At 73.1% G+C, this 24,814-nt stretch carries 18 protein-coding genes; 10 read left to right on the top strand and 8 right to left on the bottom strand.

The features are described from left to right. Positions 1–186: 186 nt before the first annotated feature. Both UIS43_RS19940 and UIS43_RS19935 read left to right on the top strand, forming a co-directional pair. Positions 187–717, top strand: a complete 531-nt coding sequence (locus UIS43_RS19940; RefSeq protein WP_013156554.1) for a PadR family transcriptional regulator — start codon at positions 187–189, stop codon at positions 715–717. Then, the gene (locus UIS43_RS19935; protein ID WP_013156553.1) at positions 714–1,769 is read left to right on the top strand and encodes a serine hydrolase; all 1,056 of its coding nucleotides are present in this window, start codon (positions 714–716) and stop codon (positions 1,767–1,769) included. Before UIS43_RS19940 ends, UIS43_RS19935 begins: the two co-directional genes overlap by 4 nt. 207 nt (positions 1,770–1,976) lie before the next feature. Here UIS43_RS19935 and UIS43_RS19930 read toward each other — a convergent pair whose 3' ends face one another. Then, a complete protein-coding gene (locus tag UIS43_RS19930; RefSeq protein ID WP_370011246.1) occupies positions 1,977–4,976 on the bottom strand; it encodes a glycoside hydrolase family 3 C-terminal domain-containing protein in 3,000 nt (999 codons plus the stop codon). A gap of 199 nt (positions 4,977–5,175) precedes the next feature. Between UIS43_RS19930 and UIS43_RS19925 the strand changes: the two genes are divergently transcribed. From UIS43_RS19925 to UIS43_RS19915, 3 genes are read left to right on the top strand one after another with little or no spacing between them, the layout of a single operon-like run. Continuing rightward, complete coding sequence (locus tag UIS43_RS19925; RefSeq protein WP_370011244.1) at positions 5,176–6,834, top strand: extracellular solute-binding protein; 1,659 nt, start codon at positions 5,176–5,178, stop codon at positions 6,832–6,834. Continuing rightward, positions 6,827–7,867 (top strand): sugar ABC transporter permease, encoded by a 1,041-nt coding sequence (locus UIS43_RS19920; RefSeq protein WP_013156550.1) that lies wholly within the window; start codon positions 6,827–6,829, stop codon positions 7,865–7,867. Before UIS43_RS19925 ends, UIS43_RS19920 begins: the two co-directional genes overlap by 8 nt. After that, the gene (locus tag UIS43_RS19915; RefSeq protein ID WP_013156549.1) at positions 7,864–8,778 is read left to right on the top strand and encodes a carbohydrate ABC transporter permease; all 915 of its coding nucleotides are present in this window, start codon (positions 7,864–7,866) and stop codon (positions 8,776–8,778) included. The genes UIS43_RS19920 and UIS43_RS19915 overlap by 4 nt, the downstream gene beginning before the upstream one ends. A gap of 177 nt (positions 8,779–8,955) precedes the next feature. Here the strand turns inward: UIS43_RS19915 and UIS43_RS19910 are convergent, their stop codons facing one another. Together UIS43_RS19910 and UIS43_RS19905 are read right to left on the bottom strand one after the other, a co-directional pair. Beyond that, on the bottom strand, positions 8,956–11,676 hold the full coding sequence (locus tag UIS43_RS19910; protein WP_370011240.1) for a cellulose binding domain-containing protein: 2,721 nt from the start codon (positions 11,674–11,676) through the stop codon (positions 8,956–8,958). A gap of 93 nt (positions 11,677–11,769) precedes the next feature. Continuing rightward, positions 11,770–14,043: a glycoside hydrolase N-terminal domain-containing protein gene (locus tag UIS43_RS19905; protein WP_071621081.1), complete on the bottom strand. Its 2,274-nt coding sequence runs from the start codon at positions 14,041–14,043 to the stop codon at positions 11,770–11,772. An 85-nt stretch (positions 14,044–14,128) separates the two neighbouring features. Between UIS43_RS19905 and UIS43_RS19900 the strand changes: the two genes are divergently transcribed. The 3 genes from UIS43_RS19900 to UIS43_RS19890 all read left to right on the top strand — a co-directional run bounded on the left by UIS43_RS19900 (position 14,129) and on the right by UIS43_RS19890 (position 18,089). Next, positions 14,129–16,132 carry a beta-galactosidase gene (locus UIS43_RS19900; RefSeq protein ID WP_013156546.1) on the top strand — a complete coding sequence of 668 codons (2,004 nt, stop codon included), beginning with the start codon at positions 14,129–14,131 and terminating at the stop codon, positions 16,130–16,132. A gap of 55 nt (positions 16,133–16,187) precedes the next feature. Beyond that, complete coding sequence (gene xylA, locus UIS43_RS19895) at positions 16,188–17,345, top strand: xylose isomerase (protein ID WP_071621080.1); 1,158 nt, start codon at positions 16,188–16,190, stop codon at positions 17,343–17,345. Positions 17,346–17,486: 141 nt separating this feature from the next. Then, positions 17,487–18,089: a hemerythrin domain-containing protein gene (locus UIS43_RS19890; RefSeq protein ID WP_232051620.1), complete on the top strand. Its 603-nt coding sequence runs from the start codon at positions 17,487–17,489 to the stop codon at positions 18,087–18,089. A 326-nt stretch (positions 18,090–18,415) separates the two neighbouring features. Here the strand turns inward: UIS43_RS19890 and UIS43_RS19885 are convergent, their stop codons facing one another. From UIS43_RS19885 to UIS43_RS19870, 4 genes are all read right to left on the bottom strand, one after another. Then, positions 18,416–19,399 (bottom strand): LacI family DNA-binding transcriptional regulator, encoded by a 984-nt coding sequence (locus tag UIS43_RS19885; protein WP_013156543.1) that lies wholly within the window; start codon positions 19,397–19,399, stop codon positions 18,416–18,418. Between the two features lie 135 nt (positions 19,400–19,534). Beyond that, positions 19,535–20,206 carry a hypothetical protein gene (locus UIS43_RS19880; protein ID WP_013156542.1) on the bottom strand — a complete coding sequence of 224 codons (672 nt, stop codon included), beginning with the start codon at positions 20,204–20,206 and terminating at the stop codon, positions 19,535–19,537. Between the two features lie 235 nt (positions 20,207–20,441). Beyond that, entirely contained in the window at positions 20,442–21,059 is a 618-nt protein-coding gene (locus tag UIS43_RS19875) for a DUF1707 domain-containing protein (RefSeq protein ID WP_013156541.1), read from the bottom strand. A gap of 84 nt (positions 21,060–21,143) precedes the next feature. Then, on the bottom strand, positions 21,144–21,293 hold the full coding sequence (locus tag UIS43_RS19870; protein WP_013156540.1) for a hypothetical protein: 150 nt from the start codon (positions 21,291–21,293) through the stop codon (positions 21,144–21,146). 108 nt (positions 21,294–21,401) lie between these two features. Between UIS43_RS19870 and UIS43_RS19865 the strand changes: the two genes are divergently transcribed. After that, complete coding sequence (locus tag UIS43_RS19865; RefSeq protein ID WP_013156539.1) at positions 21,402–21,770, top strand: hypothetical protein; 369 nt, start codon at positions 21,402–21,404, stop codon at positions 21,768–21,770. After that, positions 21,767–22,333 (top strand): hypothetical protein, encoded by a 567-nt coding sequence (locus UIS43_RS19860; RefSeq protein ID WP_358454944.1) that lies wholly within the window; start codon positions 21,767–21,769, stop codon positions 22,331–22,333. Before UIS43_RS19865 ends, UIS43_RS19860 begins: the two co-directional genes overlap by 4 nt. On the opposite strand, the gene UIS43_RS19855 is transcribed toward UIS43_RS19860, so the two are convergent. Continuing rightward, positions 22,330–24,810 carry a PEP/pyruvate-binding domain-containing protein gene (locus UIS43_RS19855; protein WP_370011230.1) on the bottom strand — a complete coding sequence of 827 codons (2,481 nt, stop codon included), beginning with the start codon at positions 24,808–24,810 and terminating at the stop codon, positions 22,330–22,332. The genes UIS43_RS19860 and UIS43_RS19855 overlap by 4 nt on opposite strands. Positions 24,811–24,814 lie beyond the last annotated feature (4 nt).

Genomic DNA, 24,814 nt, shown 5'->3' with positions numbered 1-24,814 from the left:
CCCTCGCGTCACACCGGTGACCTTTCCGGACAGCTACCAGGAGGCCGTACAGGGCGGCGTGCACTCCGCCCTGAACAGGGAATCCACCGTCGTTCCGGCGTTCCGGCTCCGGAGTCCACACCGACCCCCGGACTACATGCGCTCTCCCATAGTGGACAACACATATATTGGCGCTATCCTCTACCCATGTCCCTACGACACGCCATCCTCGGGCTCCTGTCCATCAAGCCGATGAGCGGCTACGACCTGAAGAAGGTGATCGACGAGAGCGTCGGGCACTTCTGGACGGCGGACCAGTCGCAGATCTACCGGACGCTCACCGGCCTGGTGGAGGAGGGCCTGGCCTCCCGCCGCACCGTGGTGCAGGAGGAGCGCCCCAACCTGCACCTGCACAGCGTGACCGCCCCCGGGCTGGCCGAACTGGACCGCTGGCTCACCTCTCCCCCGCGCACCCCGCCGACCCGGGACCCCTTCCTGGCACGGCTGTTCTTCGCGGACAGGATGCGCACGGAGGACATCCGGGAACTGCTGGACACCCGCAGGCGGGAGGTGGGCGGGGAGCTGGCCGCGCTGGAGGCGATCGCCGTCCCGGCGGAGGCCGCCGGGCTCGGGCAGGCGCTCCGCCTGGCCACGCTCTCCTACGGCATCACCCTGGCCAGGGCGGAGCTGGACTGGCTCGACGCCACCGAACGGCTGCTGGAGGAGGACACCCCGTGAGTGAGCGGATCTCGGCCCGGCTCGACGGGATCGCGGCGCGCTACGCCGCCAAGCCGGGGGTGTCGCTGATGAGCCTCGCCGTGGAGCAGCCGTCCACCGGGTTCTCCTGGAGCCACGGCGACACGGGGCGGCCGTACTTCGTCGCCAGCATCACCAAGCTGTACACCGTCGCGATGGTCATGCAGCTGCGCGACGAGGGGACCCTGACCCTCGACACACCCGTCGCGGACCTGCTCGGCGCGGACACGATGCGCGGGCTCAACACGTACGGGGGCCGCGACCACGGCCCGGCGATCACGGTGCGCGAACTGCTGACGCAGACCTCCGGGATCCCCGACTACTTCGAGCAGAAGCGCCCCGACGGCACCACGTTCCTGGGCGACATGCTCCGCGAGGACGCCGCCTGGACCTTCGAGGACTTCCTCGGCATGGCCAGGGCCATGCCGAGCCGGTTCGCCCCGTCGACCCCGGGCAGGGCGCACTACTGCGACACCAACTACCAGCTGCTCGGACGCGTCATCGAGGTGGCCACGTCCGGCGGCTACGACCGGGCCCTGCGGGCCCGGGTCCTCGAACCGCTCGGGCTGCACGACACCTGGCTGTTCACCCCGCACACGCTGGACCGCTACGACGAGGTCGCCACGCTCCTGCACGGCCGCACCCGGCTGCGCGTGCCGAGGACGATCGCCTCGTTCCCGCCCGACGGAGCGGTGGTCTCGACCTCGGCCGACCAGCTGCGGCTCCTGCGCGCCTTCGTGGGGGGCGAACTGTTCCCCGCGCGGTACCTGGCGGAGATGACCGCGCGCTGGAACCCGGTGTTCTCACGTCTGGTCCCCATCGACTACGGGATCGGGGTCATGCGGTTCAGGCTCCCGCGCTGGATGACTCCGTTCACCCCGTGCCCGGAGATGATCGGCCACTCCGGGGCCTTCGGGAACGTGCTCTACCACGTTCCGGAACGCGACCTCCACGTCTCCGGCACCGTCAACCAGATGCTCCCCCGCAGCCTGCCGCACAACATCCTGGCCCAGCTGGTGGCCCAGTTCCGGTGAGCCCCTCCGGACCCCGCTGACCCGGGAGCCGCACGACGGCCCCCGGACCGGGGTGACGCGACCGCCGCCGGAACCCGGGCGGCCGGGGACGGCCCGTCCGGAATCCGGGCGGGCCGCCCCCGGCTCACTGTCGGCCGCACCGCGCCGGACCTCCCCCGGGGCGGCTGCGGCTCGGTGCCGGCCGGACCGTGTCCGGCCCGCCACCGCTCAGTCCGCCTCCGGTGCCGGAGCAGCGCCGGTCAGGACCAGGTCGGCCACAGCCGTACCCGGCCGGTCGAAGACCAGGTACAGGTCACGGATCCCCCCGGCTCCCCCCGCGTCCTCGAAGGCCGCGCCGACCTCGGTGAAGTCGTAACCGTCCTTGCCCGCCGGGACGTCGGCCACCGCGGCGGTCGGTCCGTCCTCGGGGTCGTCCAGGCGGACGCGGACCGTGCTGGCGTGTTCGGCGTTCACCGTGAGGCGGCACCCGGTGACCCCGTCGCCGAGGTCCACGTCGCGGAAGGCGGCCCACGCGCCGCCCTCCCGGGAACGCACCGCGTCGCCCCGCTCGGGGGTGAGCGGGCACAGGGACGTGCCCCGGGCGTCGTCGTAGCCCGCGGCCGACCACGGCGTGCGCGCGTCGCGGGGCGGGATGGCCTCCCCCGGCACGTCCAGGGCCGCGGTGGCGCGGATGTCGGTCGCCGAACGCCCGACCAGCACCTGGCGCGGCGCGTCCTCCACCACGAAGCGGTCGCGGGTGGTGTCCCACAGCGCGAGCCGGTCCACGTCGAAGGAGACCGTGGCGAGCGCGCTGCGGCCCGGCTCCACGCGCACCCGGGCGAACCCGCGCAGCGCGCGCAGCGGGGTCCGCACACGCGAGGCCAGCTGGCGGGTGTAGACCTGCACCACCTCGTCGGCGGGCCGCGCGCCCGTGTTGGCGACCATGACGGCGACGGTGACCCGGCCGCCGTCCACGCGGACCACCGGGGCCGCGTACTCCACCGACGTGTAGCCGAGGCCGTGCCCGAAGGGGTAGAGCGGCTCGCCCTCGAAGTACAGGTAGGTGCCGCGCGCGCCGACGATGTCGTAGTCGAGCATCCCGGGCAGGTCGTCGGCGGAGCGGTACCAGGTCTGCGGAAGCCGTCCGGAGGGCTCGGCGTCGCCGAAGAGCACGTCCGCGAGCGCGTGGCCGTACTCCTGGCCGCCGTGCGCCGACCACAGGACGGCCGGGACGTGCTCGTCGGCCCAGGTGATCCCGAACGGGCAGCCGCTGCTGAGCACCAGGACCGTGGCGGGGTTGGCCGCGCGCACGGCGCGCAGCACCCGCTCCTGGGCGGCGGGCAGGTCCAGGTCGGTCCGGTCCTCGGTCTCGCGCCCGTTGACCATGGGGTGGTCGCCCAGGACGACGACCGCGACGTCGGCGGCGGAGGCCACCCGCGCGGCCTCCTCGGCTCCCGTGCCGAGCCCGTCCACGATGAACAGGCCCTCCCCCTCCCCTGCTCCGGCCAGGCGCAGGTTCCCGTCGCGCGGATCCGAGGTGACACCGCGGCCGCTGCGCACGTGGACGAGGGTGTGCAGGCCCTTGCGCTCCTCCAGGCGGAAGGTCTGGGTGACCTCCCAGGTGCCGGGCCCCGGCGCGGTGAAGGCCAGGACGTCTCCGGGTCCCACGTCGAGGTACCTCCCCGTCCGCGTCGAGCGCAGGGCGCAGGCGCCGCCGCCCCAGTCCAGCAGGTCGAAGTCCGCGCCCTCGACCTCCTCCTCCACGGTCGGCGCGTGCCCGTCCGCGCCGCGGTGCCCGCCGCAGACGCCGTGGGCCTCCAACCGGGCGGGGCCCCCGTCGCCGGGGTCCACCACGAGTCCGTGCCCGAACGTGCTCAGCCGGATGCGGTCCACGCCCTCGCAGAACACCGTCTCCACCCGCTCGGCGATCCCGGCGCGCGCGGTGACGGCGTAGGGCAGCGTCCCGCTGTACCAGTCCTCCAGCACGGTGTCGCCGAGCTGGCCGACGACGGCGACCCGGCGCACGTCGCGCAGCGGGAGCGCGCCCTCGTTGCGGAGCAGCACGATCGAGCGGGTGGCCGCCTCCCGGGCGAGCGCCCGGTGCTCGGGGGTGTCGAAGGCCCCGGCGTCCCCGGCGGTCCCGTGCCCGGCCTCCCCCGCCGCGCCGCCGCCCCCGGTGTCCCCCGCGCCCCCGCCCCACACCTCACCGTTCGGGCCGTCCCCGGCCAGCAGGTCTCCGCCCACCCCGGCGATCCCGTCGACCCCGCCCATCACGGGGTCGAACTCGCCCAGGCGGATCCGGACCGAGAGCACGTTGCGCGCGGCGCGGTCGATGTCGGCCGCGGTGAGCAGCCCCCGGCGCAGCGCCTCGCGCACGTGCCCGAGGGTGGGCTCGGTGCGGTCGTCGTCCTGGGTGAAGCTGTCGAGCCCGGCCCGGATCGCGTGCGCGTAGGCCGTGGGCAGGTCGGGGTGGAAGTGCTGCGCCTCCACGAGGTTGGCGGGCGCGTAGGCGTCGCTGACCACCAGCAGGCGGTCGGGCGCGGCCGGGCGCAGCACGTCGCCGATCAGCGGGCTCAGGTGCGCGGGCCGCCCGTTGACCAGGTTGTAGGAGGGCATGACGGCCACGGCCGCCCCCTCGGCCAGGGCGGGCAGGAAGGCCTGGAGCTCGTACTCGCGCAGGACCCTCGGCGGCAGGTCGCTGGAGGTATCGCAGCGGCCCTCCTCGTTGTTGTAGGCGAGGAAGTGCTTGAGGGTGGGCGCGAGGCGCAGCGTGTCGCCGTCACCGGCCAGCCCCCGGGCGTAGGCGGCGGCCAGGAGCCCGGTCAGCCACGCGTCCTCGGAGTAGCCCTCCTCGTTGCGGCCCCAACGGGGGTCGCGCAGCGGGTTGACCACGGGCGCCCAGACGTTGGGCGACGCGCCCGCGCCCCTGCGGGCGAGCACCTCGTCGCCGACGGCCCGGCCGACGAGGCGGAGCAGGCCGGGGTCCCAGGTGCTGGCCAGGCCGACGGCCTGCGGGTACACGGTGGCCGGTCCGAGCCAGGCCAGTCCGTGCAGCGCCTCGGTCCCGGTCCGGAAGGGGCCGACGCCCAGGCGCTCGACGGGCGCCTGGTGCTGGTGGAGCAGGCCGATCCGCTCCTCCGGGGTGAGGCGGGCGAGCAGGTCGTCCACGCGCCGTTCGGGCGGCAGGGCGGGGTCCCGGTACGGCGGCAGGTGCGGCTGGAGGGTCATGGGGGGTGTTCGCCTCTCGTGCGCGAGGGTATTGTCCTTCGAAATCGAACCGCTTCGACTTCGATACCTGAAGACCTTGTGTGCCACATCACAGTGGAGTAATTTGTTTGTCTAAACGGCCAACTAATTCATAGCAAAATGGCCCTTCGTTTCCTACCCCCCTGGGCTCCCCGGCCTGCTCAACCGAAGGAACGACGCTATGCGCACCACCCCCCTGCGCCAGCCCCCCAGCCGACGCCGCTTCCTCGGCCTGGTGGGCGCCTCCACCGCCGCGGCGCTCACCGCCGGAACGCTCACCGGCTGCGGCTCGGAGTCGTCCAGCGGCGGAGGGTCCGCCTCCTCCGCCAGCTCGCTGGACGACCTGATCCCCACGCACATCCCGTTCCAGGGGGTCACCCCCGACATCCCGGGACAGCACGGCGCCCCGGACGGGTTCACCGCCTACCCGCAGGAGTTCGTCCGGGCCGTGTCCGAGACCCCCGGCAGGGGCGGGAGCTACACCGCGATGACCCCGCTGTGGGGGCCGATCCCGCCCGGCCTGGGCGACAACTCCTTCTTCGAGTACGTCAACGGGCGTCTGGGCGCCACGGTGGAGTTCAACTTCCAGGACGGCAACTCGGTCATCGACAAGATGAACGCGGTGATCGCCGGGCGCGACGTCGCCGACATCACGATGATCCCCGACTGGGTCATCAACCTGATCCCGCAGTTCAACCGGGCCGTCGGCGAGCTGTTCGAGGACCTGACGCCGCACCTGGCCGGCGACGCGGCGCAGGCCTACCCCCTGCTGGCCAACCTGGACAGCGACGCCTGGCGCTGGAACGTCTTCAACCAGCAGCTGCACGGGGTGCCCTGGCCCGCCGAGCCCTTCGGCAACTGGGTCCTGTACCGGCGCGACCTCCTGGAGGAGTACGGCCTGGAGGCCCCGACCAGCCCCGACGACCTGTTCGCGATCGGCGAGGAGGTCAACGACCCGGACAACAACCGCTGGGCCTTCGGCGACTTCAACCTCACCATGCGCCAGGTCTTCGGCGCGCCCAAGCAGTGGCGTTACGCGGGCGGCGAGCTCATCCACATGTTCGAGACCGAGGAGTGGAGGGCCAGCATCGAGTACATGCGCAGGGTGTTCGACGCGGGGCTCGTCCACCCCGACATCGTCGCCCTGGGGGACAACTCCAAGGAGCTGCTCAACTCCGGGCAGATCCTCTTCAACCAGGACGGCATCGGCGCCTGGCACGAGGCCTACATGCAGATGCTCGGCGACAACCCCGACTTCCGCCTGGACCTGATGCCGGCCTTCGGCAACGGCGGCGCCGACCCGGTGATGCACCGCAGCGACCCCTCCGCCCAGTCCGTGTTCGTACGCAAGGGCATGGAGCCGGAGCAGGTCGAGGAGATCCTCGGCATCATCAACTACTGCGCCGCTCCGTTCGGCACGCGGGAGTACATGGACTACCGCTACGGCGAGGCGGGCGCGCACCACGAGCTCAACGACGACGGCGCCCCGCAGCTCACCGACACCGGCAACGGCGAGGTCAACGACGGCTACTACTTCATCAGCGGACGCCCCCAGGCGATCACCGAGAGCCAGTACCCGGACTTCGTGCCGTGGAAGTGCGACTGGTACAACCACGCCGCCCAGTTCACCGAGGACGACCCGTTCGCGGGCATCCGCATCCAGCGCCCCGAGCGCTTCTCCGGGGCCGAGACCCCGATGACCGACAGGGTCAACGACATCATCCGGGGCCGCGAGGACCTCAGCGCCCTGGACCAGGCCGTCGCGGACTGGCGCCGCGACGGCGGCGACGAGGGCCGCGAGTTCTACATGCGGGTCCTCCAGGAGCACGGCCGTGACTGAGCGGACCATGACCAAGGGCGAACCGCCCTCCCCGGCCGACGCGTCCCGCGGGCGCGGGGGCCGGGGGCGGTCCCCGGCCGTCCCGGACCGCCGGGGCGGGTCCGCGTCCCCGAGCCGCAGGCGGGTCCCGTTCGGTGCGAGGCTGCGCCGCGACTGGCAGCTGCTGCTGATGACGGTCCCGGCGATCGGCCTGCTGGCGGTGTTCCACTACACGCCGACCCTCGGCAACATCATCGCCTTCCAGGACTACAACCCCTGGGACGGGGTGTGGGGCAGCCCGTGGGTGGGGCTGGCGCACTTCGAGCGTCTGTTCACCGACCCCCGCTTCTGGTCCGCGGCGGGCAACACGCTGGTCATCGCCGCCGTCCAATTGGTGTTCTTCTTCCCCATCCCGATCGCGCTGGCCATCCTGCTGGACAGCGTCCTCAGCCCCAGGCTGCGGATGGTGCTCCAGAGCATCGTGTACATGCCGCACTTCTTCTCGTGGGTCCTGGTCGTCACCCTGTTCCAGCAGATCCTGGGCGGCGCCGGACTGTTCTCGCAGATCCTGCGGCAGAACGGGTACGCGCCGCTGGAGGTCATGTCCGATCCCGACGCGTTCCTGTTCGTGGTCACCTCCCAGATGGTCTGGAAGGACGCCGGGTGGGGCACGATCATCTTCCTGGCGGCGCTGGCGGCCGTGAACCAGAACCTCTACGAGTCCGCGGCCGTGGACGGCGCCGGGCGATGGCGGCGGATGTGGCACATCACCCTGCCGGGCCTGCGCCCGGTGATCGTCCTGCTGCTCATCCTCAAGATCGGCGACATCCTCAACGTCGGCTTCGAGCAGTTCTACCTCCAGCGCGACGCGTTCGGATCGGGCGTGTCGGAGGTGCTGGACACCTTCATCTACCACCAGACCCTGGTGACGGGGAACTTCAGCGCGGGAGCGGTCGCGGGCCTGGTCAAGGGCGTGGTCGGACTGGTCCTCATCGTTCTGGCCAACAAGCTGGCCCACAAGATGGGTGAGAACGGAATCTACCGACGAGCATGAGCACACTGTTCAAGGACCGCCCCGTGTGGGCGGAGCGCCCCGGTCTTCCCGCGCGCGCCGCGAAGAACACCACCCTGGCCGTGATCGCGGTCGTCATCCTCTTCCCGCTCTACGTCGTGATCCTGACCAGCCTGTCCCCCGCCTCTGCGGTGAACAGCGCGGGCGGCCTGGTGCTGGTCCCGCAGGGGATCTCCTTCCAGGCCTACGCCGACCTGTTCAGCGGCGGCGTGGTGACCCGGGCCGTGCTGGTCAGCCTGGGCGTCACCGCCGTGGGGACGCTGGTCAGCCTGGTGGCGACCGTCCTGGCCGCCTACGGGCTGTCCCAGCCCGGATCGCTGTGGCACCGGCCGCTGCTGTTCGCGGTGCTGCTGACCTTCCTGTTCGCGCCCGGGATGATCCCGCTGTACCTGCTGGTGAGCAACGTCGGCCTGATCGACAGCTACTGGTCGCTGATCCTGCCGACGGCGGTGAACGCGTTCAACCTGGTGGTGATGCGGGCGTTCTTCATGAACCTGCCCCAGGAGATCGGCGACAGCGCCCGGGTGGACGGGGCGAGCGAGTGGACCATCATGACCCGGCTGGTCCTGCCCATGTCCAAGGGGGTCACCGCGGTCGTCGGCCTGTTCTACGCGGTGGGCTACTGGAACGCCTTCTTCAACGCCATCCTCTACATCAACGACAACGCCAAGTGGCCGCTCCAGCTGGTGCTGCGCCAGTACGTGCAGCAGGGCCAGCAGCTCAGTTCGAGTTCGGTGATCGGCGACGCGATGCAGGGCGGCACCGCCTCGGCGCCCAACCTGGCCATCCAGATGGCCATCGTGGTGGTGGCCCTGGTGCCGGTCACGTTCGTCTACCCGCTGGTCCAGAAGCACTTCACCAAGGGCGTCATCATCGGCGCCGTGAAGGGGTAGCGCCGCCTCAGGACCGCCCGCGCCCCCGGGGTTCCCCTCCTCCTGGAACCCCGGGGGCGCGGGTGTGCCCGGGGTTCCGTGACGGCTCCGGCGGCGGCCCGTTCGCCGGTCCCCGTCCGGGCACGGCGAAGGGCCGGGAACCGCCCCCGCGGCTCCCGGCCCCGCCGTGTCAGGGCGTCAGCCGCAGGCCTCCCCGTCGAGGGTGAGCCCGGTCGGCTGCGCGGGCTCGCCGTCCACGGTCCCGTTGAAGCCGACCGTCACCGAGCTCCCCGGGGCGATCCGGGCGTTCCACCCGGCGTCGGTGACCCGCACGGACGCGCCGTCCTGGGTGTACGCGCCGTTCCAGAGGCTCGTGACCTCCTCACCGGCCGTGAACTCCCAGCCGACCTCCCAGCCCTCCAGTGCCTCGTCGCCGTCGTTGGTGACCGTCACCCCGGCCTGGAACCCGCCGCTCCAGGTGTTGGTGACGGTGTACTCGACCGCGCAGTCCCCGGGCTCGGGGTCCGGGGACGGCTCCGGGGTGGGTTCGGGGTCCGGCGTGGGCTCCGGCGTGGGCTCGGGGTCGCCGCCCCCGCCCGCCAGGTCGCCGTAGACGATCCCCCGGCCGTTGGTGCCGACGTAGACCCGGCCGTAGACGTTGGGGTCGCCGGTGATGGTCGCCCCCGTCCAGGCCCACTGGTGCTGGTCGTCGTTGATCCGCACCCAGCTCTCGCCCGCGTCGTCGGAGCGGAAGATCCCGCGCACGCCGTCGATCCTGGAGCTGGTGTACACCGCCGGGTAGTCCGAGCCCGGCGCGGGCGCGCCGAAGCCGACCGCGTCGCCCTCGTCCACGGCCTCGACCTGCTCGAAGGAGGCCCCGGCGTCCGTGCTCCGCCACATGCCGTAGTGGTCACCGGTGCCTCCGGCGACCCACACGTCACCGGTGTGGCCGGGCACCGCGCCGAAGCGGATGTTGCCCTCGGCCGGGAGCCCGTCGAAGCCCGCCGTGAAGGTGGCCCCGCCGTCGGTGCTGGTGTAGAAGGTGCCGCCGGAGACGGCGTAGAACACGTCCGGGTCCACCCGGTCGGCCTCCACCCTCGCGCCCGCCGGAACGCCGGTGGAGGCGGTCCACGACGAGCCCAGGGTGGTGGAGACGTGGACGCCTGTGCCGTCGGGGCTCCACACGACGGACGAGCCGTCCGCGTTCACCGCGACCGTGCCGCCGCCGGTCACGCCGCCGGGCTCCTGCCCGGCCCACCAGCTCTCGCCGCCGTCGGTGGACAGGCCGATGGCGGCCTCGGCGTCGCTGCCGCCGACCCGCGCGATGGTCGCGGGCTGGAGTTCGGCGAAGTCCAGGCTGGTCCCGTGGCCCCAGTAGGGCTGCTGGTACATCTGGTCGGGGACGGTCTCCAGGTCCTGGTGGGTGAAGCCGCCGATGTCGAGCAGGGCCGAGTGCAGCGGCGCGCCCTCGGGCGGGCTGATCAGGTCGTTCACGGCCGTCTCCTCGATGCCGTGCGCCCTGACCCCGATGTCGAAGGTGGTGCCCGCGTCCCAGTCGGTGAGGTTGTCGCTGCCGTAGACCGTGGCGCCCGTGCCGTACATGAAACGGTCGGAGTCGAACGGGTCGATCGCCATCGCCTGCGTCATCCAGCCGAGTTTGGGCTGGGTCTCCGGGGGCGTCCCGGTACCGCCGAAGTCCAGCCAGGGCGCTCCGGAGATGTCCATCTCGTAGCGCGTGGTGCGCTCGGGGTAGGCGCCCCAGTCCCACGCCTGGGTCCAGGTCTGGCCGCGGTCGGTGCTGCGGTAGATCTGGATGTCGGGCCACCAGGAGATCTGGGTGGCGACCATCAGCGTGTCCGGGTCCTGCCGGTCGATGGTCAGGCCGCCGTAGCCGAAGTAGTTGTCCTCGGAGCCGGAGGGGACGGGGCTGATGTCGGTCCACTCCCCCGTCGCCAGGTCCATGCGCCACACGTCGCCGGAGTCGCCGTCGTAGGGGCCGGGGGTGCTGGTGGTGGCCATGTAGAGCTGGCCGCCCTCGTGGTCCACGACCGAGTGCGCGGGCAGGTGCCCCGTGGGCGCGCCGGGGACGGGCTCCCAGGTCTGTCCGCCGTCCTGACTGCGGTAGACCGGGTCGTCCAGGTCGGCGACGCCGACGTAGACGTCCTGGGTGACCGAGCCCTCGGACCCGGTCCTGGGGTCGAAGTCCACCCAGGTCACGCCGGTGATGTCGGACATCATGCCGGTCTCGTCGCCCGGGTCCTGGACGTAGTCGCCGGGGTTGGGGAAGGCCTCGACCTCGGCCCAGGTGGCGCCGTGGTCGGTGCTGCGCCACAGGCCGTTGCCGCCGCTCGCGCCGAAGTAGACGACGCTGTTGTCGTTGGGGTCCACGGCCAGGCGCTCGCCGAGGCCGCGGCCGGGCATGTTGCCGCCGAGCTTGAAGGGCAGCTCGGCGACGTCCCAGGTCTGGCCGCGGTCGTCGGAGCTGAGGATGGCCCCGTTGTTGGGGTCCCAGCCGTTGGTGTAGGTGCCCACGGCCGCGTACACGCGATCGGGGTCCACGGGGTCGGTGGCGATGCTGACGACGCCCGTGTAGCCCCACTCGTCCCAGCCGACCCAGTCGAGCAGGGGGATCCAGCGTTCGGTGTCGGGGTTCCAGCGGTAGGCGCCGCCGATGTCGGTGCGGGCGTAGGCCAGGCCCGGTTCGGTCTCGCTGAAGACGATGCCGGGGACGAAGCCGCCCCCGACGATCTCGACGTTGTCCCACTCGTAGGCGGCCTGTGCCGCGGTCGGCTCGGCGGGAGCGGCCCCGGCCGCGGTGGTGGCGACGACGGTGGAGGCGGCCAGTGCGGTGGCCGCCGCGACGGCGAGCGCCGGTAAGCCCCGCCCGCGTCTGGGGGGCCGGTGCTGTTCGGGAGACATGTGCGGGCTCCTTGGGGGAATCTGGGGGGTACGCCCGTCCCGGGAAATCCGGCCCCGGGCGGACGCGAATTCCCCATTAGTCTGGATAGCCGACTAACCCCCGGCAAGGGGTGTTGTGGAGGAAATTTCGAAGCGATTCGACTCTTCCCCGGCGACCATCGGGAATTGCAGGGACACCGTCCGGTCCGGTACCAGGTCCACCTTGCGCCGCTCCCCTCCGGGAAGCGCCACCACCGTCTCGCGGGGCTCGACGGCCCGCAGCCGCGCGCGGGCCCGATCGCCGGACCACTCCAGGAGTTCCACGACGACCCCGCCCCGGGCCCGCAGCCCCTCCACCCGGCCCGAGGCCCACTCCCGGGGCAGGGCGGGCAACAGGTCCAGGCGCCCCTCGGCGGACCGGGCCAGCATCGCCGCCGCCACGGCCGGGAACCCGCCGCCGATGTCCACGTTGAACAGGCTGCCCCGGTTGTGCGTGGGCACCAGGGTGGGGCGCCAGTAGCGGGTGGCCAGCAGGGACAGGGTCTCGTGCGCCTCGGCGGCCAGGCCCAGGTTGGCCGCGGCCAGCCCCAGCTGGACCAGGCCGAAGGCCATCTCGTCGGACTCCTGCCCGCGCCACCACTCCAGGCGGGCGCGCACGGCGGCGACCGCCGCCGCGCGCAGCCGGGGCGAGGCCAGGGCGGGGTCGGTCTCGTACCAGAGCGGGTACAGGTGGGAGGCGTGCCGGTGCGCGTGCCGCTCGGTCTGTCCGACCGGCCCGGCCGGGCCCGCCCACTCGGCGAGTTCGCCGCCCGGGGCGACCCGGTATCCGGGCAGCCGCGCCCCCAGCCGTGCCCAGCGGCGGGAGCCGGGAACGCCCAGCACGCGGTGCGCCCGCAGCAGGTTGCGCACCAGGTCGCGCACGGCCGCGACGTCCATGGTGGCGTTGACGGCGGCCTGGCCGCCGCCGTCCCCGGGGGTGTTCTCCGGCGAGTAGGAGGGGGAGAAGCCCTCGTCGGTGAGGAAGTCCTCGTGGAACTCCGCGGCGGCGGTGAGGAAGGGCAGGGCGCGCTCGCGCAGGAACGCGCGGTCGCGGGTGTGGGAGTAGTGGTCCCAGTACAGGCGGGACGTCCACGCCGCTCCCGCGGTCCAGCAGGTCAGGCACCACTCGGGGCCGAAGTGGTTGTGCCTGCCGGAGGTGGAGGCGTGCGCGGGCAGCAGGATCCCCCGGCAGCCGTAGAGCCGCCGCGCGTTCTCCGCCAGGTCGTCGGCCATGCCGTCGAGGAGGTCGAACAGGCCGGTCATCAGCTCGGGCGTGCCCGTGGTGTGCAGGGCCGCGAGGGCGGAGGGCAGGTTGCCGTCGAAGGTGTACCCCGACCGCCACGGTGGGTCGTAGGTGCCGCTCCACACCCCCTGGAGGGTGGGCGGCAGGTCGCCGCAGCTGGAGATGATCGCGTACCGCCCGGCGTCGACCAGGCGTGCGATCAGGTCGGGGGCGGCCCCCGCCGCCAGGAGGTCCTCGCCGAGCGCGTCGGGGTGGGCCGGACCGCCCTCCAGCTCCAGCCGGAAGCGGGACATGAGGTCGCCGTGCACCGCCCGGTGGCGTTCGAGCGCCCCGGCGAAGTCCTCCGGGATCCCGGCGGACGCGGCGAAACCGTCCACCCGCACGCGTGCCACCAGCCGGAGCCGCCGGACACCCCGCAGGTCCAACCCCTCACCACCGACGCCGACCCGACCGCCCTCGGCGCTGACGGCGCAGGTCACCGTGTACCCGGACAGGCCGCCGGGCGGGCGCTCGGGGAAGTCCGCCCGCAGGGTCAACAGGCCGGGGGCCGCCTCAGGGGCCACCGCCATCGGGACCGGCGGCGTCTCCTCCAAGGCGGTGAGCCGCAGCGTTCCGTCCAGGCCACCGGGTGAGGCGAGCTCGACGACCACGGCGTCGTCGGGCCGGGAGGCGAAGGCCCGGTGCACGGTCCCGTCCGGCAGCCCCTCCGTGACCAGGCCCGAGTCCAGGTCGCACGTGCGCGTGACCGGCCCCGGCCGGGGTCCGCGCGGGGCGAACGAGAGCACGGCGGCCCCCACCAGCGGGTCGATCCACCGGGTGTCGGCGTAGCCCGGGTGCTCCCGCGCCGCGAACTCCGTGATCCGCCCGGCGGCCTCGCGGGAGCGGCCCCGGCGCAGCAGCTCCCTCAGTTCGGGCAGCAGGGAGGCGGTCGCGGGAGCGGGCAGGGGCTCCGTGACCGGCAGGAACAGCCGCTCGTGGCCCAGCGTGAGGCGGACGCGCTCCGCCGTCGAGTGCACGAGCGCCCCCTGGCGCCCGTTGCCGGTGACCAGCGCGTCCTCCCAGTTCCCGACCGGATGGCGGGTGCGGACCCGTCGTGCTGCGGACATGCGCTCTCCTCGTGTGGGGGGTGTCGCCCGGAAGGGTTTTCGCCCTACTTTGTTGGCGCACACACCAAACCAGAAGGAGTTCCCCATGTCCTCTCCGCTGTGGTTCGGCGGCGACTACAACCCCGAGCAGTGGCCGGAGGAGGTCCAGGCGGAGGACGTGGAGCTGATGCGCCGCGCCGGGGTCAACCTCGTGACGGTCGGCGTCTTCTCCTGGGCGCTCCTGGAGCCGAAGGAGGGCGAGTACCGGTTCGAGTGGCTGGACCGGGTGCTGGACCGGCTCGCCGACGCCGGGATCGGGGTCGCGCTGGCCACCCCGACCGCCTCTCCCCCGCCGTGGTTCGGGCTCGCCCACCCCGACGCGATGCCGGTGACCGCGGACGGGACCCGGCTCACCCACGGCAGCCGCGACACCTACGACGTGTGCTCCCCCGCCTACCGGGAGGCCTCGGTGCGCATCGCCCGCGCGCTGGCGGAGCGCTACTCCGGGCACCCGGCGCTGCGCCTGTGGCACGTGCACAACGAGTACGGGACGTGGTCGCACTCCGAGCACACCGCCGGGGCCTTCCGCGACTGGCTGCGGGGTCGCCACGTGGACCTGGACCGGCTCAACGCGGCGTGGACCACGGCGTTCTGGAGCCAGCACTACTCGGAGTGGGAGCAGATCCAGCCGCCGCGGGCGACCCAGTACCTGCCCAACCCGGCGCACGTGCTGGACTTCCGGCGGTTCCTGTCGGACGCGATGCTCGACCACTTCCTGTCCCAGCGCGACGTGCTGCGCGCCGTCCGGCCGGACGTGCCGGTCACGACCAACCTGGCCTTCGGCGACTGGGTGCCGGTGGACCCGTGGCGGTGGGCCGAGCACCTGGACCTGGTGGCCGTGGACGACTACCCGGACCGGACGGGGCAGGGCGGGGCGGAGCAGACCGCCTTCGCCGCCGATCTGGCCCGCTCGTGGGCGGAGCGCGTGCCCGGCCCGGGTCGGCCGTGGCTGTTGATGGAACAGGCGGCGGGTGTGACCTACACGGGCGAGGTCACCCGGCCGAAGGCCCCCGGGGAGACGGCGCGGCACAGCCTGGCGCACGTGGCGCGCGGGTCGCGGGGCGCGATGTTCTTCCAGTGGCGGGCGTCCCGGGGCGGCGCCGAGCAGTGGCACTCGGGGATGGTGCCGCACGCCGGGCCGGATTCGCGGATCTTCCGCGAGGTGTGCGAACTGGGGAGCGTGCTGCCCCGCGTGGCGGAGGCGCGCGACGCCGACGTGGTCGCCGACGCGGCGCTCACCTGGGACCCCGAGTGCTGGTGGGCGCTGGGCAGCCCGTCGCTGCCGGCGCGGGGCGTGGACTACCTGGAGGCGGCGCGTCAGGTGCACCGGGTGCTGTGGCGGTCGGGGCGCACGGTGGACATGGTGCGCCCCGACCGCGACCTGCCGCGGGTGCCGCTGCTGGTGGTGCCCGCCCTGTACCTGCTCTCGGACGAGGCGGCCGAGCGGTTGGCCCGCTACACCGAGGACGGCGGAACGCTGGTGGTGACCTTCCTGAGCGGGGCCGCCGACCCGGACGGGACCGTGCGCACCGGCGGGTACCCGGGCGCGCTGCGGGACCTGCTGGGGGTGCGGGTGGAGGAGGTGCACCCGCTGCTGCCCGGGGACGCGGTGGGCGTGGACCTGGGTTCGGTGCGCGAGGAGGTCACCCTGTGGAGCGAGCACGTCCACCTGGCGGGGGCCGAGGCGGTGGCCCACTACGCGGGCGGCCCGTTGGACGGGCTGCCCGCGGTGACGCGGCGGCGCCACGGCGCGGGCGAGGCCTGGTACCTGTCGGCCCGGCTGTCGGACCGGGGCCTGGCGCGGCTGCTGGCCGAGGCGGCGGGGACGGGGCCGTTCCCGGAGCCGGGGCTGGAGGTGGTGCGCCGGGTGGACCGGGACGGCGCGTGGGTGTTCGTCACCAACCACGACAACCGGCCGCGGTGGATCGACCCGGCCCGGTTCGGGCTGGACGCGGGCGCCCGCGACCTGGTGTCGGGCGTTTCGGCGCAGGGGATGACCCTGCCGGGCGGCGGGGTGGCGGTGTTGCGCGGCCACCCCGTTGACAATTAGTTGTGACTCTAGACAAACTATTCCGGAGTCCTGCGCCTACCTCAGGAGACACGACATGAGCAGCTACCAGCCCGTGCCCGCGGACAGGTTCACCTTCGGTCTGTGGACCGTGGGGTGGCGCGGGGTGAACACCTTCGGCGACCCCGTCCGCCCGGCGCTCGACCCGGTGGACGCCGTCCGCCGCCTCGCCGACCTCGGCGCGCACGGGATCACCTTCCACGACGACGACCTCATCCCGCCCGGCAGCTCCGACACCGAGCGCGAGGACATCCTCAAGCGGTTCCGCGCGGCCCTGGACGAGACCGGGCTCAAGGTGCCGATGGCGACCACCAACCTGTTCTCGGACCCGGTGTTCCGCGACGGCGGGTTCACCTCCAACAGCCGCGACGTGCGCCGGTACGCCATCCGCAAGGTCATCCGCAACATCGAGCTGGCCGTGTCGCTGGGCGCCGAGACCTACGTGTGCTGGGGAGGCATGGACGGCGCCGAGACCGAGGCGGGCAAGAACGACCACGCCGCCCTGGACCGGCTGCGCGAGGCCTTCGACATCCTGTGCGGCTACGTGCGCGAGCAGGGCCACGACCTGCGCTTCGCCCTGGAGCCCAAGCCCAACGAGCCGCGCGGCGACATCCTGCTGCCCACGGTGGGGCACGCCCTGGCCTTCATCAACGAGCTGGAGCACCCCGAGATGGTGGGGGTCAACCCGGAGGTCGGCCACGAGCAGATGGCCGGGCTGAACTTCGCGCACGGCGTCGCGCAGGCCCTGTGGGCGGGCAAGCTCTTCCACATCGACCTCAACGGCCAGCGCGGGATCAAGTACGACCAGGACCTGCGCTTCGGCTCGGGCGACGTCAAGGAGGCGTTCTTCCTGGTGGACCTGCTGGAGAGCGCGGGCTACGACGGCCCGCTGCACTTCGACTTCAAGACGCCGCGCACCGAGGACATGAGCGGCGTGTGGGAGTCGGCCGCGGCCTGCATGCGCAACTACCTCATCCTCAAGGAGAAGGCCAGGGCGTTCCGCGCCGACCCCGAGGTGGTGGAGGCGCTCGCGGCCTCGCGCGTGCCCGAGCTGTCCCAGTCCACGCTGGGCGAGGGCGAGTCCCTGTCCGACCTGCTGGCCGAGGAGATCGACCTGGCCGAGGTCGGTGAGCGGGGCTACCACTTCGAGCGCCTGGACCAGCTCGCCATGGAGCACCTGTTCGGCCTGCGCTGACCTTCCGTTCCCGGATCCGGGCCGTGTTCCGCGCGGGGCGCGGGGCGCGGCCCCTGCTGTTTCCCGGGTCGGGGCGGGGCGGCGGCCGGGGCGGTGACCGGTCGGCGCCGTGTCTGGACAGCGGGCCCGTGGGTAGTGGCGGTGGTCGGAAGCACCACCACCGAAGCGGAGGAGAACATGGCCGAGGACGCCGTCACCCTGATCCTGAAGGACCACCGGACGATGGAGGAGCTGTTCGACCGGCTCCAGTCCGAGCCCGACCAGCGGCCGCGCCTGCTGGAGGAGATCGAGGCGATCCTCACCGCGCACAGCCGCGCCGAGGAGGACGAGGTGTACCCGGCCGCCGCCAAGGCCGCTGGCGAGGGACCGGAGGTCCGCCACGGCACGGAGGAGCACCAGGAGGCCGAGGAGCTGCTCCGGAAGCTGAAGGAGTGCGACCCGAAGAGCAAGGAGTTCGACAAGCGCTGCAAGGAGTTCGTCGACGCGGTCAAGCACCACGTCGAGGAGGAGGAGAGCGACGTCCTGCCCGGCCTCAGGGAGGCCGTGAGCCAGAAGCGGGCCCAGGAGCTGGGCAGGGCGTTCTGGGAGCGGCGCGCCCGGGAGCTGGAGCGCTTCGACGTCAAGGGCAGGGTTCCCAGGCAGCGCGACCTCTACGAGGAGGCCAAGGAGCTGGACATCGAGAACCGCTCCAAGATGAACAAGGAGGAGCTGGCCGAGGCCGTCCAGAGGGCCCGGCGCGGCTGAGTTCCCCTTGGGGCGCGGGACGTGAAACGGCCCCGCAGGGCAGTTGCCCTGCGGGGCCGTCACGTACACCGGAACGGTGCGGCGGTCGCCTCACGGCGCGGTGCACAACACGGCTCCTGCCGCCCTTGCGGGCGCGGTATTCCGTGAAGGCTTTGAGTGGAGCCCGGGGGACACTTTCTACCGCACCTTCCGGCACCCCGTACAACGGGAGGGTGGGGGTGGGTATTCCACGACCCGGGGACACTTTTTCCGGTGTCCCCCGCCACATTCCCCGTTCGGGCGCGGAGCGCGGCCGTGGGCGGAGCGCGGTCGGGCGTGGCGCGCGGTCAGGCGCGCGGGGCGGTGCTCTCCCGGGAGGTGAGCCGGGGTTCGAGCAGGGTCACCCCGGGGTTCCCGGGGCCGTCGATCTTGTCCATGAGCAGACCGACCGCGCGGGCCCCGACCTCCTCGGCGGGCAGGTCCACCGAGGTCAGCGGCGGGGCGCCGGGCGGGACCGGGCCGATGGCGACCACGGACAGCTCGGGCGGGGTGCGGCCGTGCTCGGCGAAGGATTCGAGCAGCGGACCGACGGAGGGCTCGTTGTGCACGATGAGGCCGGTGAGGCCGGGCCGCTCGCGGAGCAGGTCCTCCGCGAGGCCGTGCGCGGTGTCGGGGGAGCACGGGTGCAGGGTGGCGCGGACGCCGCGCTCGGCGGCGGCGCGTTCGAAGCCGGTGGTGGTGCGCTCGGCGAACCCGGTGCGCCGTTCGTACACCGAGGGGGGCTGTCCGACGAAGGCGAGGTCGGTGTGGCCGAGGTCGGCGAGGTGGTGCACGCAGGCAGCACCGGCGGCGGCGAAGTCGAGGTCCACGCAGGTCAGGCCCTCGGTGTCCTCGGGGACGCCGATGAGGACCGAGGGCAGGCCCAGTTCGCGCAGGACGGGGACGCGGGCGTCGTCGGCCTCCACGTCCATGACGATGACCCCGTCCACCATGGCGCTGCCCGAGACCCGGCGCAGGCCGTCGGGGCCCTCGCCCTGGGTGAGCAGGAGGACGTCGTGGTCGTGCGCGCGGGCGGCGGTGACCACGGAGACGGCGAAGCGCATCGCGACGGGGACGTGGACGTCGCCGCGGAGCGGGATGACCAGGGCGATCACGTTGCTGCGGCGGCTGGCCAGGGAGCGGGCGCCCGCGTGCGGCTGGTAGCCGAGGGCGTCGATGCTCTCCCTCACGCGCCGCCGGGTGGTCTCGGAGATCGACCGCTTGCCGCTGAGGACGTAGGAGACCGTGCTCGGCGACACGCCAGCGTGCCGGGCCACATCGGAGATCCGCACCGTGCCGTCCCGTCCGTTATCGAACCGATTCGATGCGCTGTTGCGCACCGTGTTGTCCCGGCGCGGAGCCGATGGGCGCCGCCGGGCGAGGAGCGGTCACGGAGCGTGGGGGTGAGGGGAAAAGGGGCGCCGTGGTCAGTCCTCGCGTCCGAGCGTACCGGAGGAGCCCGCGGCGGCGAGGTCGTAGGTCTCACGGAACTGGCGGACCCTGCGCTGGCGGCGCATCATCAGGGGGACGAAGGCAGCGATCATGGCCACCAGCGTTCCTGCCATGAACAGGTTGATCAGGGCGACCAGAGATTCGCTGTCGTAGATGAGCAGGGCATTGGCGACGTTGGGCACGGCGACGAAGCAGCCGAAGACGAGCATGAACTTCGGCGACCTGGAGGTGTCGCTCTGGTCGGCGAGGATGCGCCCGAGCCGGTTGGTCTCGGGGTCCGGGTGGAGGGTGCCCCGCATGATCTGCCAGTGCGCGGCCCAGGCCTTGGCCGGGTCGGCGTCCACAGGTAGCGGCCTGCCCTTGACCATGCGGCGCGTCATCCACGTGCAGAAGAAGCCGCCGAGCGCTGTGAGGACCAGCGCCCCGGCCAGGGTGCCTCCCGCGATGACGGGGAGCGGCCCACCGAAGCCCTCGGCCACCAACAGGGGGCCGAACAGCAGGGAGGCGGAGAAGACGCTGAAGGCGCCGACGCCCAGGGCTGTGCGGAGGCCGAACTGACGCGGGTTGTTCTGGGCGTAGATGTTGAATCGGCCCATGAGGGTGCCGAACCGCCCGGGGGCACGGGGGATGTCGCGGTTCCTGTTCATACCGGCGAACTACCCCGGGGCGCGCCGCGCACATGGGACCAACGACCCGAAGGGCGCACGGCGGGCCGGGGCGTCCCGGAGCCGACAGCAAGCGCCGGGGGCCTGGCCCACCACCCGGCCGCGGTCCTGCCTCGGCGGAGGGCGGCCCGCATCCGAACCCCTTCAGGAGGCCGCGACGGATCAGGGTTGTCCACGTTCGAGGAGGACAGGGTGCGGACGACCTCGGGCGGGGCGGCTAGTCCTGCTTCGGGTTGCTGTTCAGCTTGCGCCGTTCCCAGCGGTTGGGGTGGCGGATGACGACCCCCGCCATGCCGCCGGACCCATTGAGCCGGATCAGCGGGGTTCCCGCGAGCCGGTCGGGGGTCGTCTTGTCCTTGAGGCCGCCCATGCCGGGGTCCACGCCGCTGGTGTCCGCCGCCCAGCCGTCGGGGATGACGATCGTGACACCGGCCGCCTCTCCGTAGGCCTCCACCACGACCTCCGTGAGGCGGCACTCGACCCGGCTGAAGTCGATCTTCACCCCGGCTATGCCCCCGTGGGCGATCACGTGCCCGGGCACCTCCCAGCGCCCGGGGCCGAGGGACGCGCCGTGCATACCGCCCTTGACCACCAGCGGCGGTCGGCTTTCGGGGAGCTGCGGCTGAGGCAGGTCGGCGGTCAGGACGGCCAGCTCGGCGTGCGTCTTGGAATTCAGCGCCTGCTCCAGGCGCGTATCCAGCTCATCGAGGTCGATGCGCCCCTCGGCCGCCGCGTCGCGCAGTTGCTCCACCACCGCGTCCCGGTCGGCGTGGGAGGCGCGGAGGTCTCCGGGGGGAGCGGTGCGCGCGGGGGGCTTCGGAGGCTGGGCGTTCATGACCCAAGGATAAGAGCGGACGAACCGGACTGTACGTCTCGGAGGCCGAACCTGTCGGGACCGCGGGTGCCGGTGTCCCCGTGGCTAGCGGTAGTACACCCCGATCCGGGAGCCCGCGACCTCCTCGACCCGCACGTCCAGGTCGAACACGTCCCGCAGCACGAGGTTGGCGTGTGTGCTCCGGGACGCGGCCGGGGCGGGTCGGGTTCGGGTCCCCCGGGCCTGTCTGGCCACAAGCGGCCGTGGCCGCCTCGGACGCCTCCCTGGCGGGTACGTTCTCCTCGCGGCACGCACGAGCACCGCGCCACGGCCCCGTCGACTCCCCCACCGAAGAGGACCGCAGTGAACCTCCACCTGCCCTACCTGATCGGACCTCTCCTCCTTCTGCTGGTGGGCCTCTTCGCACTGGTCTGCTGCTTCGCCGCCGCGCCGGAGCGCCGCGCGCTCACCGGACTGGGCGCGGCGGCGCTGCTGGCCTCCTCCGTCCTGTCCCTGCTCGACCAGCTCTTCTCCCCCTGGGTGCGCGAACAGGCGGCGGACTCCGAGACCACCGCGCTGATCACGAGCGTGTCGTACTACCTGTCCGCGGCCCTCCTCGGCGCGGGCATGCTCCTGCTGGTCCTGGCCGCCACCCGGAGGACGTCGCGGGCCGAACCGCCCCCTCCGTCATCCTCCCCCTTCGACGGACCGCACGAGGAGGCCTGGCGATGACCGAGCAGGGCCCCGACCTGGTGCGTTTCCTCCTGTCCCTGCTGACCGTCGTGCTCCCCCCGCTGCTGGCGGGGGTCCTGGCGCTGGTCCTCGCCCAAAGGGCTCCCGGCGGGCGCGGCTTCGTACGCACCGGAGGCGGCCTGCTCGCGCTCCTCAGCGTCGTCCAGGGTGCCCGGGAACTCTGGTTCCGGTTCCTCTTCCTCCCGTCCTTGGTGGAGAACGGTGAGGTGCCGGTCCCGTTCCCGGTGCTGTTCGCCCTCGACATCGGGGTCCACGTGCTGCTCGCGGTGGCGCTCGTCCTGCTGCTGTGCGCGGTGATCAGCTCCCGGGGACGGCGGCACGCACCCCGGGGAACCGTGCCGCGACGACCGGAGCAGCGGCCGGAACCACGGGGCGGACGACCGGGCGGCGCCCCGTACGGCGGTGGCCGCTCCTCCGCGCACGCTTCGAACGCCCACACGGCAACGGGCGATCCCGGCCATCGCGGCGACGCTTTCGACGGCGGGGGCGGCCACCATGACGGCGGCGGGGCCGACGGAGGCGGCGGCGGAGGCGGCTTCTAGCCCTCCACCGGTCTGGGCTCCTCCGGTCTCTCCCCGCCCTCGACGCGGACCGTGCCCGCGGCACCGTCGACGGTGATCCGCTGCCCGTCCCGGATCACCTCGGTCGCCCGGGGAACGCAGATCACGGCGGGGATGCCGTACTCCCTGGCGACCGTCGGCCCGTGCGCGATGGTGGACCCCGTCTCCACCACCAGCCCTCCGGCGGTCATGAACAGCGGTGTCCATCCGGGATCCGTGCTCTGGGCCACCAGGATCTCCCCCGGTTCCAGCGTGGCCCCCGCCGGATCGTGGACCACCCTCGCCACCCCGGTCGCGGTTCCCGAGGAGGCGGGCACGCCGAGGAGTTCCCCGTCCCGCCCGGAGGTCGGGGCGGGCAGCGCCGCCTCCACGTCGGTGCCGTCGGACAGCAGGACCGGGGGAACCCGGCGGCGTCCGCGCTCACGCAGGTACCCGGCGCGGCGCTCGGCGACGAGCGCGCGCTGGTCCGCGCCCTCCACCAGGGCGCGTGCCTCCGGCATGCGGAGGAACATGATGTCGTCGGGCGCGTCCAGCCGTCCCGCCCCGGCCATCTCGGCGCCGACGAGGAGGAGCTGCCGACGCGTCTCGGCGATGGCGAACAACCAGGAGAACTTGGGGTACTCCCGCATCCCGGCCAGGGCGCGCGCACGGCCGAAGGAGAACGACGCCAGACGCGCGCGGACGGGCCTGGAGGCGAGCGCCCTGCGGACCAGCGCGTCCCGTGTGCGTTCGGCCTCGGCGGCGGCCCGGGCGAACCTCCGGTCGGGTTCCTGTTCCGGGTCGCTCACCCGCAGGTAGTTGGCGATCGCCGCGAACAGGGGCGCGGGGTCCTCCGACCACCGGGGCACGCCCACGTCGACCTCGGCGGCTCCGCGGTGCCCGTACCGCTCCAGGAAGACGTCGAGACCGATGTCGGGGAGCGTTCCCGCCCGGTACCCGGACGCCAGTTCGTCAGGCGGGGTGTCCCTGAACAGCTCGCCGTGCCCGCGCGCCCCGACCGCCAGTCGCCACAGCGCCAGGTCCATCTCCGTGGTGACGTTGTGCGGCATCCCGCCGAGGACGGCGGCCACCTCGCCCGGTTCGGCGATCCCCCTGAGCAGCAGTTCGGGCGCCTTGGCGGAGAGGATCGCGACGCACAGGGGCCCCATCATCGGGGCCATCCCCTCCGTCAGCGCCTCGTTCTGGAGCCGCGTCGCGTGCCGCAGACGTCGCGCGGAGGTGAGCGCGTGCTCCGGGGGGCGGGTGGCACGCGCCCGGAGCACCGCGCCGGCCCGCAGGAAGCGCCTCCTGGCGTCGTCGGGGTCGACGAGCGCGGCCACGGCGTCCCCGAGGACCCTGCCGGTGAGCGGCAGCGCCCGCGCGACGGCCCCGACCACCCTGACCGGGTCGATCCGTCCGCCGGGGCGCGCGGCGAACCGCGGGTCGTCCAGGAGGGAGCGGATGGCCGCCGCGGCCCGGGGGCCGTAGACGGCCATGCTGTCCGGCAACAACCCGCGGATCCAGCGGTTGCGCAGGTAGGGGGTGAGGTCCAGGTAGAACCTGCCCGCCACGTCGGCCACCACCGCGTCCCCGCCGTCGGGGCCGGTGCCCCGGGAGCCGAGCCACGCGGAGGCGACGATTCCCAGCACGGACAGGCCCATCGGGGTGAACGGGCGGAGCATGCCCTGCATGTTGCCGACCTCGAAGTAGGCGCGGGGCCCGTCGTCGTGGTGGCCGGGCAGCGGGAAGAGGGTGGTGACCGGGCGGGACTGGAGGATCCAGGGGGTCCCATCGCGGTCCAGGGCCCATTCGACGTCCTGCGGTGAGCCGAAGTGGCGCTGGAGCCGCTGCCCGGCGGCGTGCAGCGCCGTCACCTCCTCCGGCGACAGGCACCCGTAGTCCGGTCCCTCGGTCCCGCCGTCCGCGGCCACGACGTAGTGGTCGGGCCGGACCGTGCCGTCGACCACCGCGGTCCCGAGGCCGGGGACGGCGTCCAGGACGGTCTCGCCCCGTGTGCCGGTGACCGGGTTGGCGGTGAACAGCACCCCCGCGGCCCGGGGATCGACCATGCGCTGCACGACGACGGCCATGTGCACCCCGTCGTCGTCGATTCCCCGGTCGCGCCGGTAGGCGACGGCGCGGTCGGTCCACAGGGAGTCCCAGCACCGGCGGACGGCCGTGAGGAGGTCGTCGGCGCCCTCGACGTCGAGGTAGGTGTCCTGCTGTCCGGCGAAGGAGGCGTCCGGCAGGTCCTCCGCGGTCGCGCTGGACCGTACGGCCACCCGGCCGCCGCCGAGGGCCTCGTAGGCGGCGGTCACCTCCTCCTCCGGCAGCCTCCCGGAGCGGTGGGCCTCGGTGGTGACGCAGAAACCCGGGGGCACGCGTTCTCCGGCCGAGATCGCCCCGGCCAGCCCGGCGGCCTTGCCGCCGACCAGGTCGGCCCCCACCCCGTCGATCCGATCCAGTTCCACCACGAGCACGACG

Origin of the sequence: Nocardiopsis sp. LDBS0036, assembly GCF_041228755.1 — a bacterium.
GTDB classification, from domain to species: domain Bacteria; phylum Actinomycetota; class Actinomycetes; order Streptosporangiales; family Streptosporangiaceae; genus Nocardiopsis; species Nocardiopsis dassonvillei.
The sequence above is the reverse complement of the archived record's forward strand: the minus strand, read 5'-3'. Positions and strand labels throughout refer to the sequence as shown.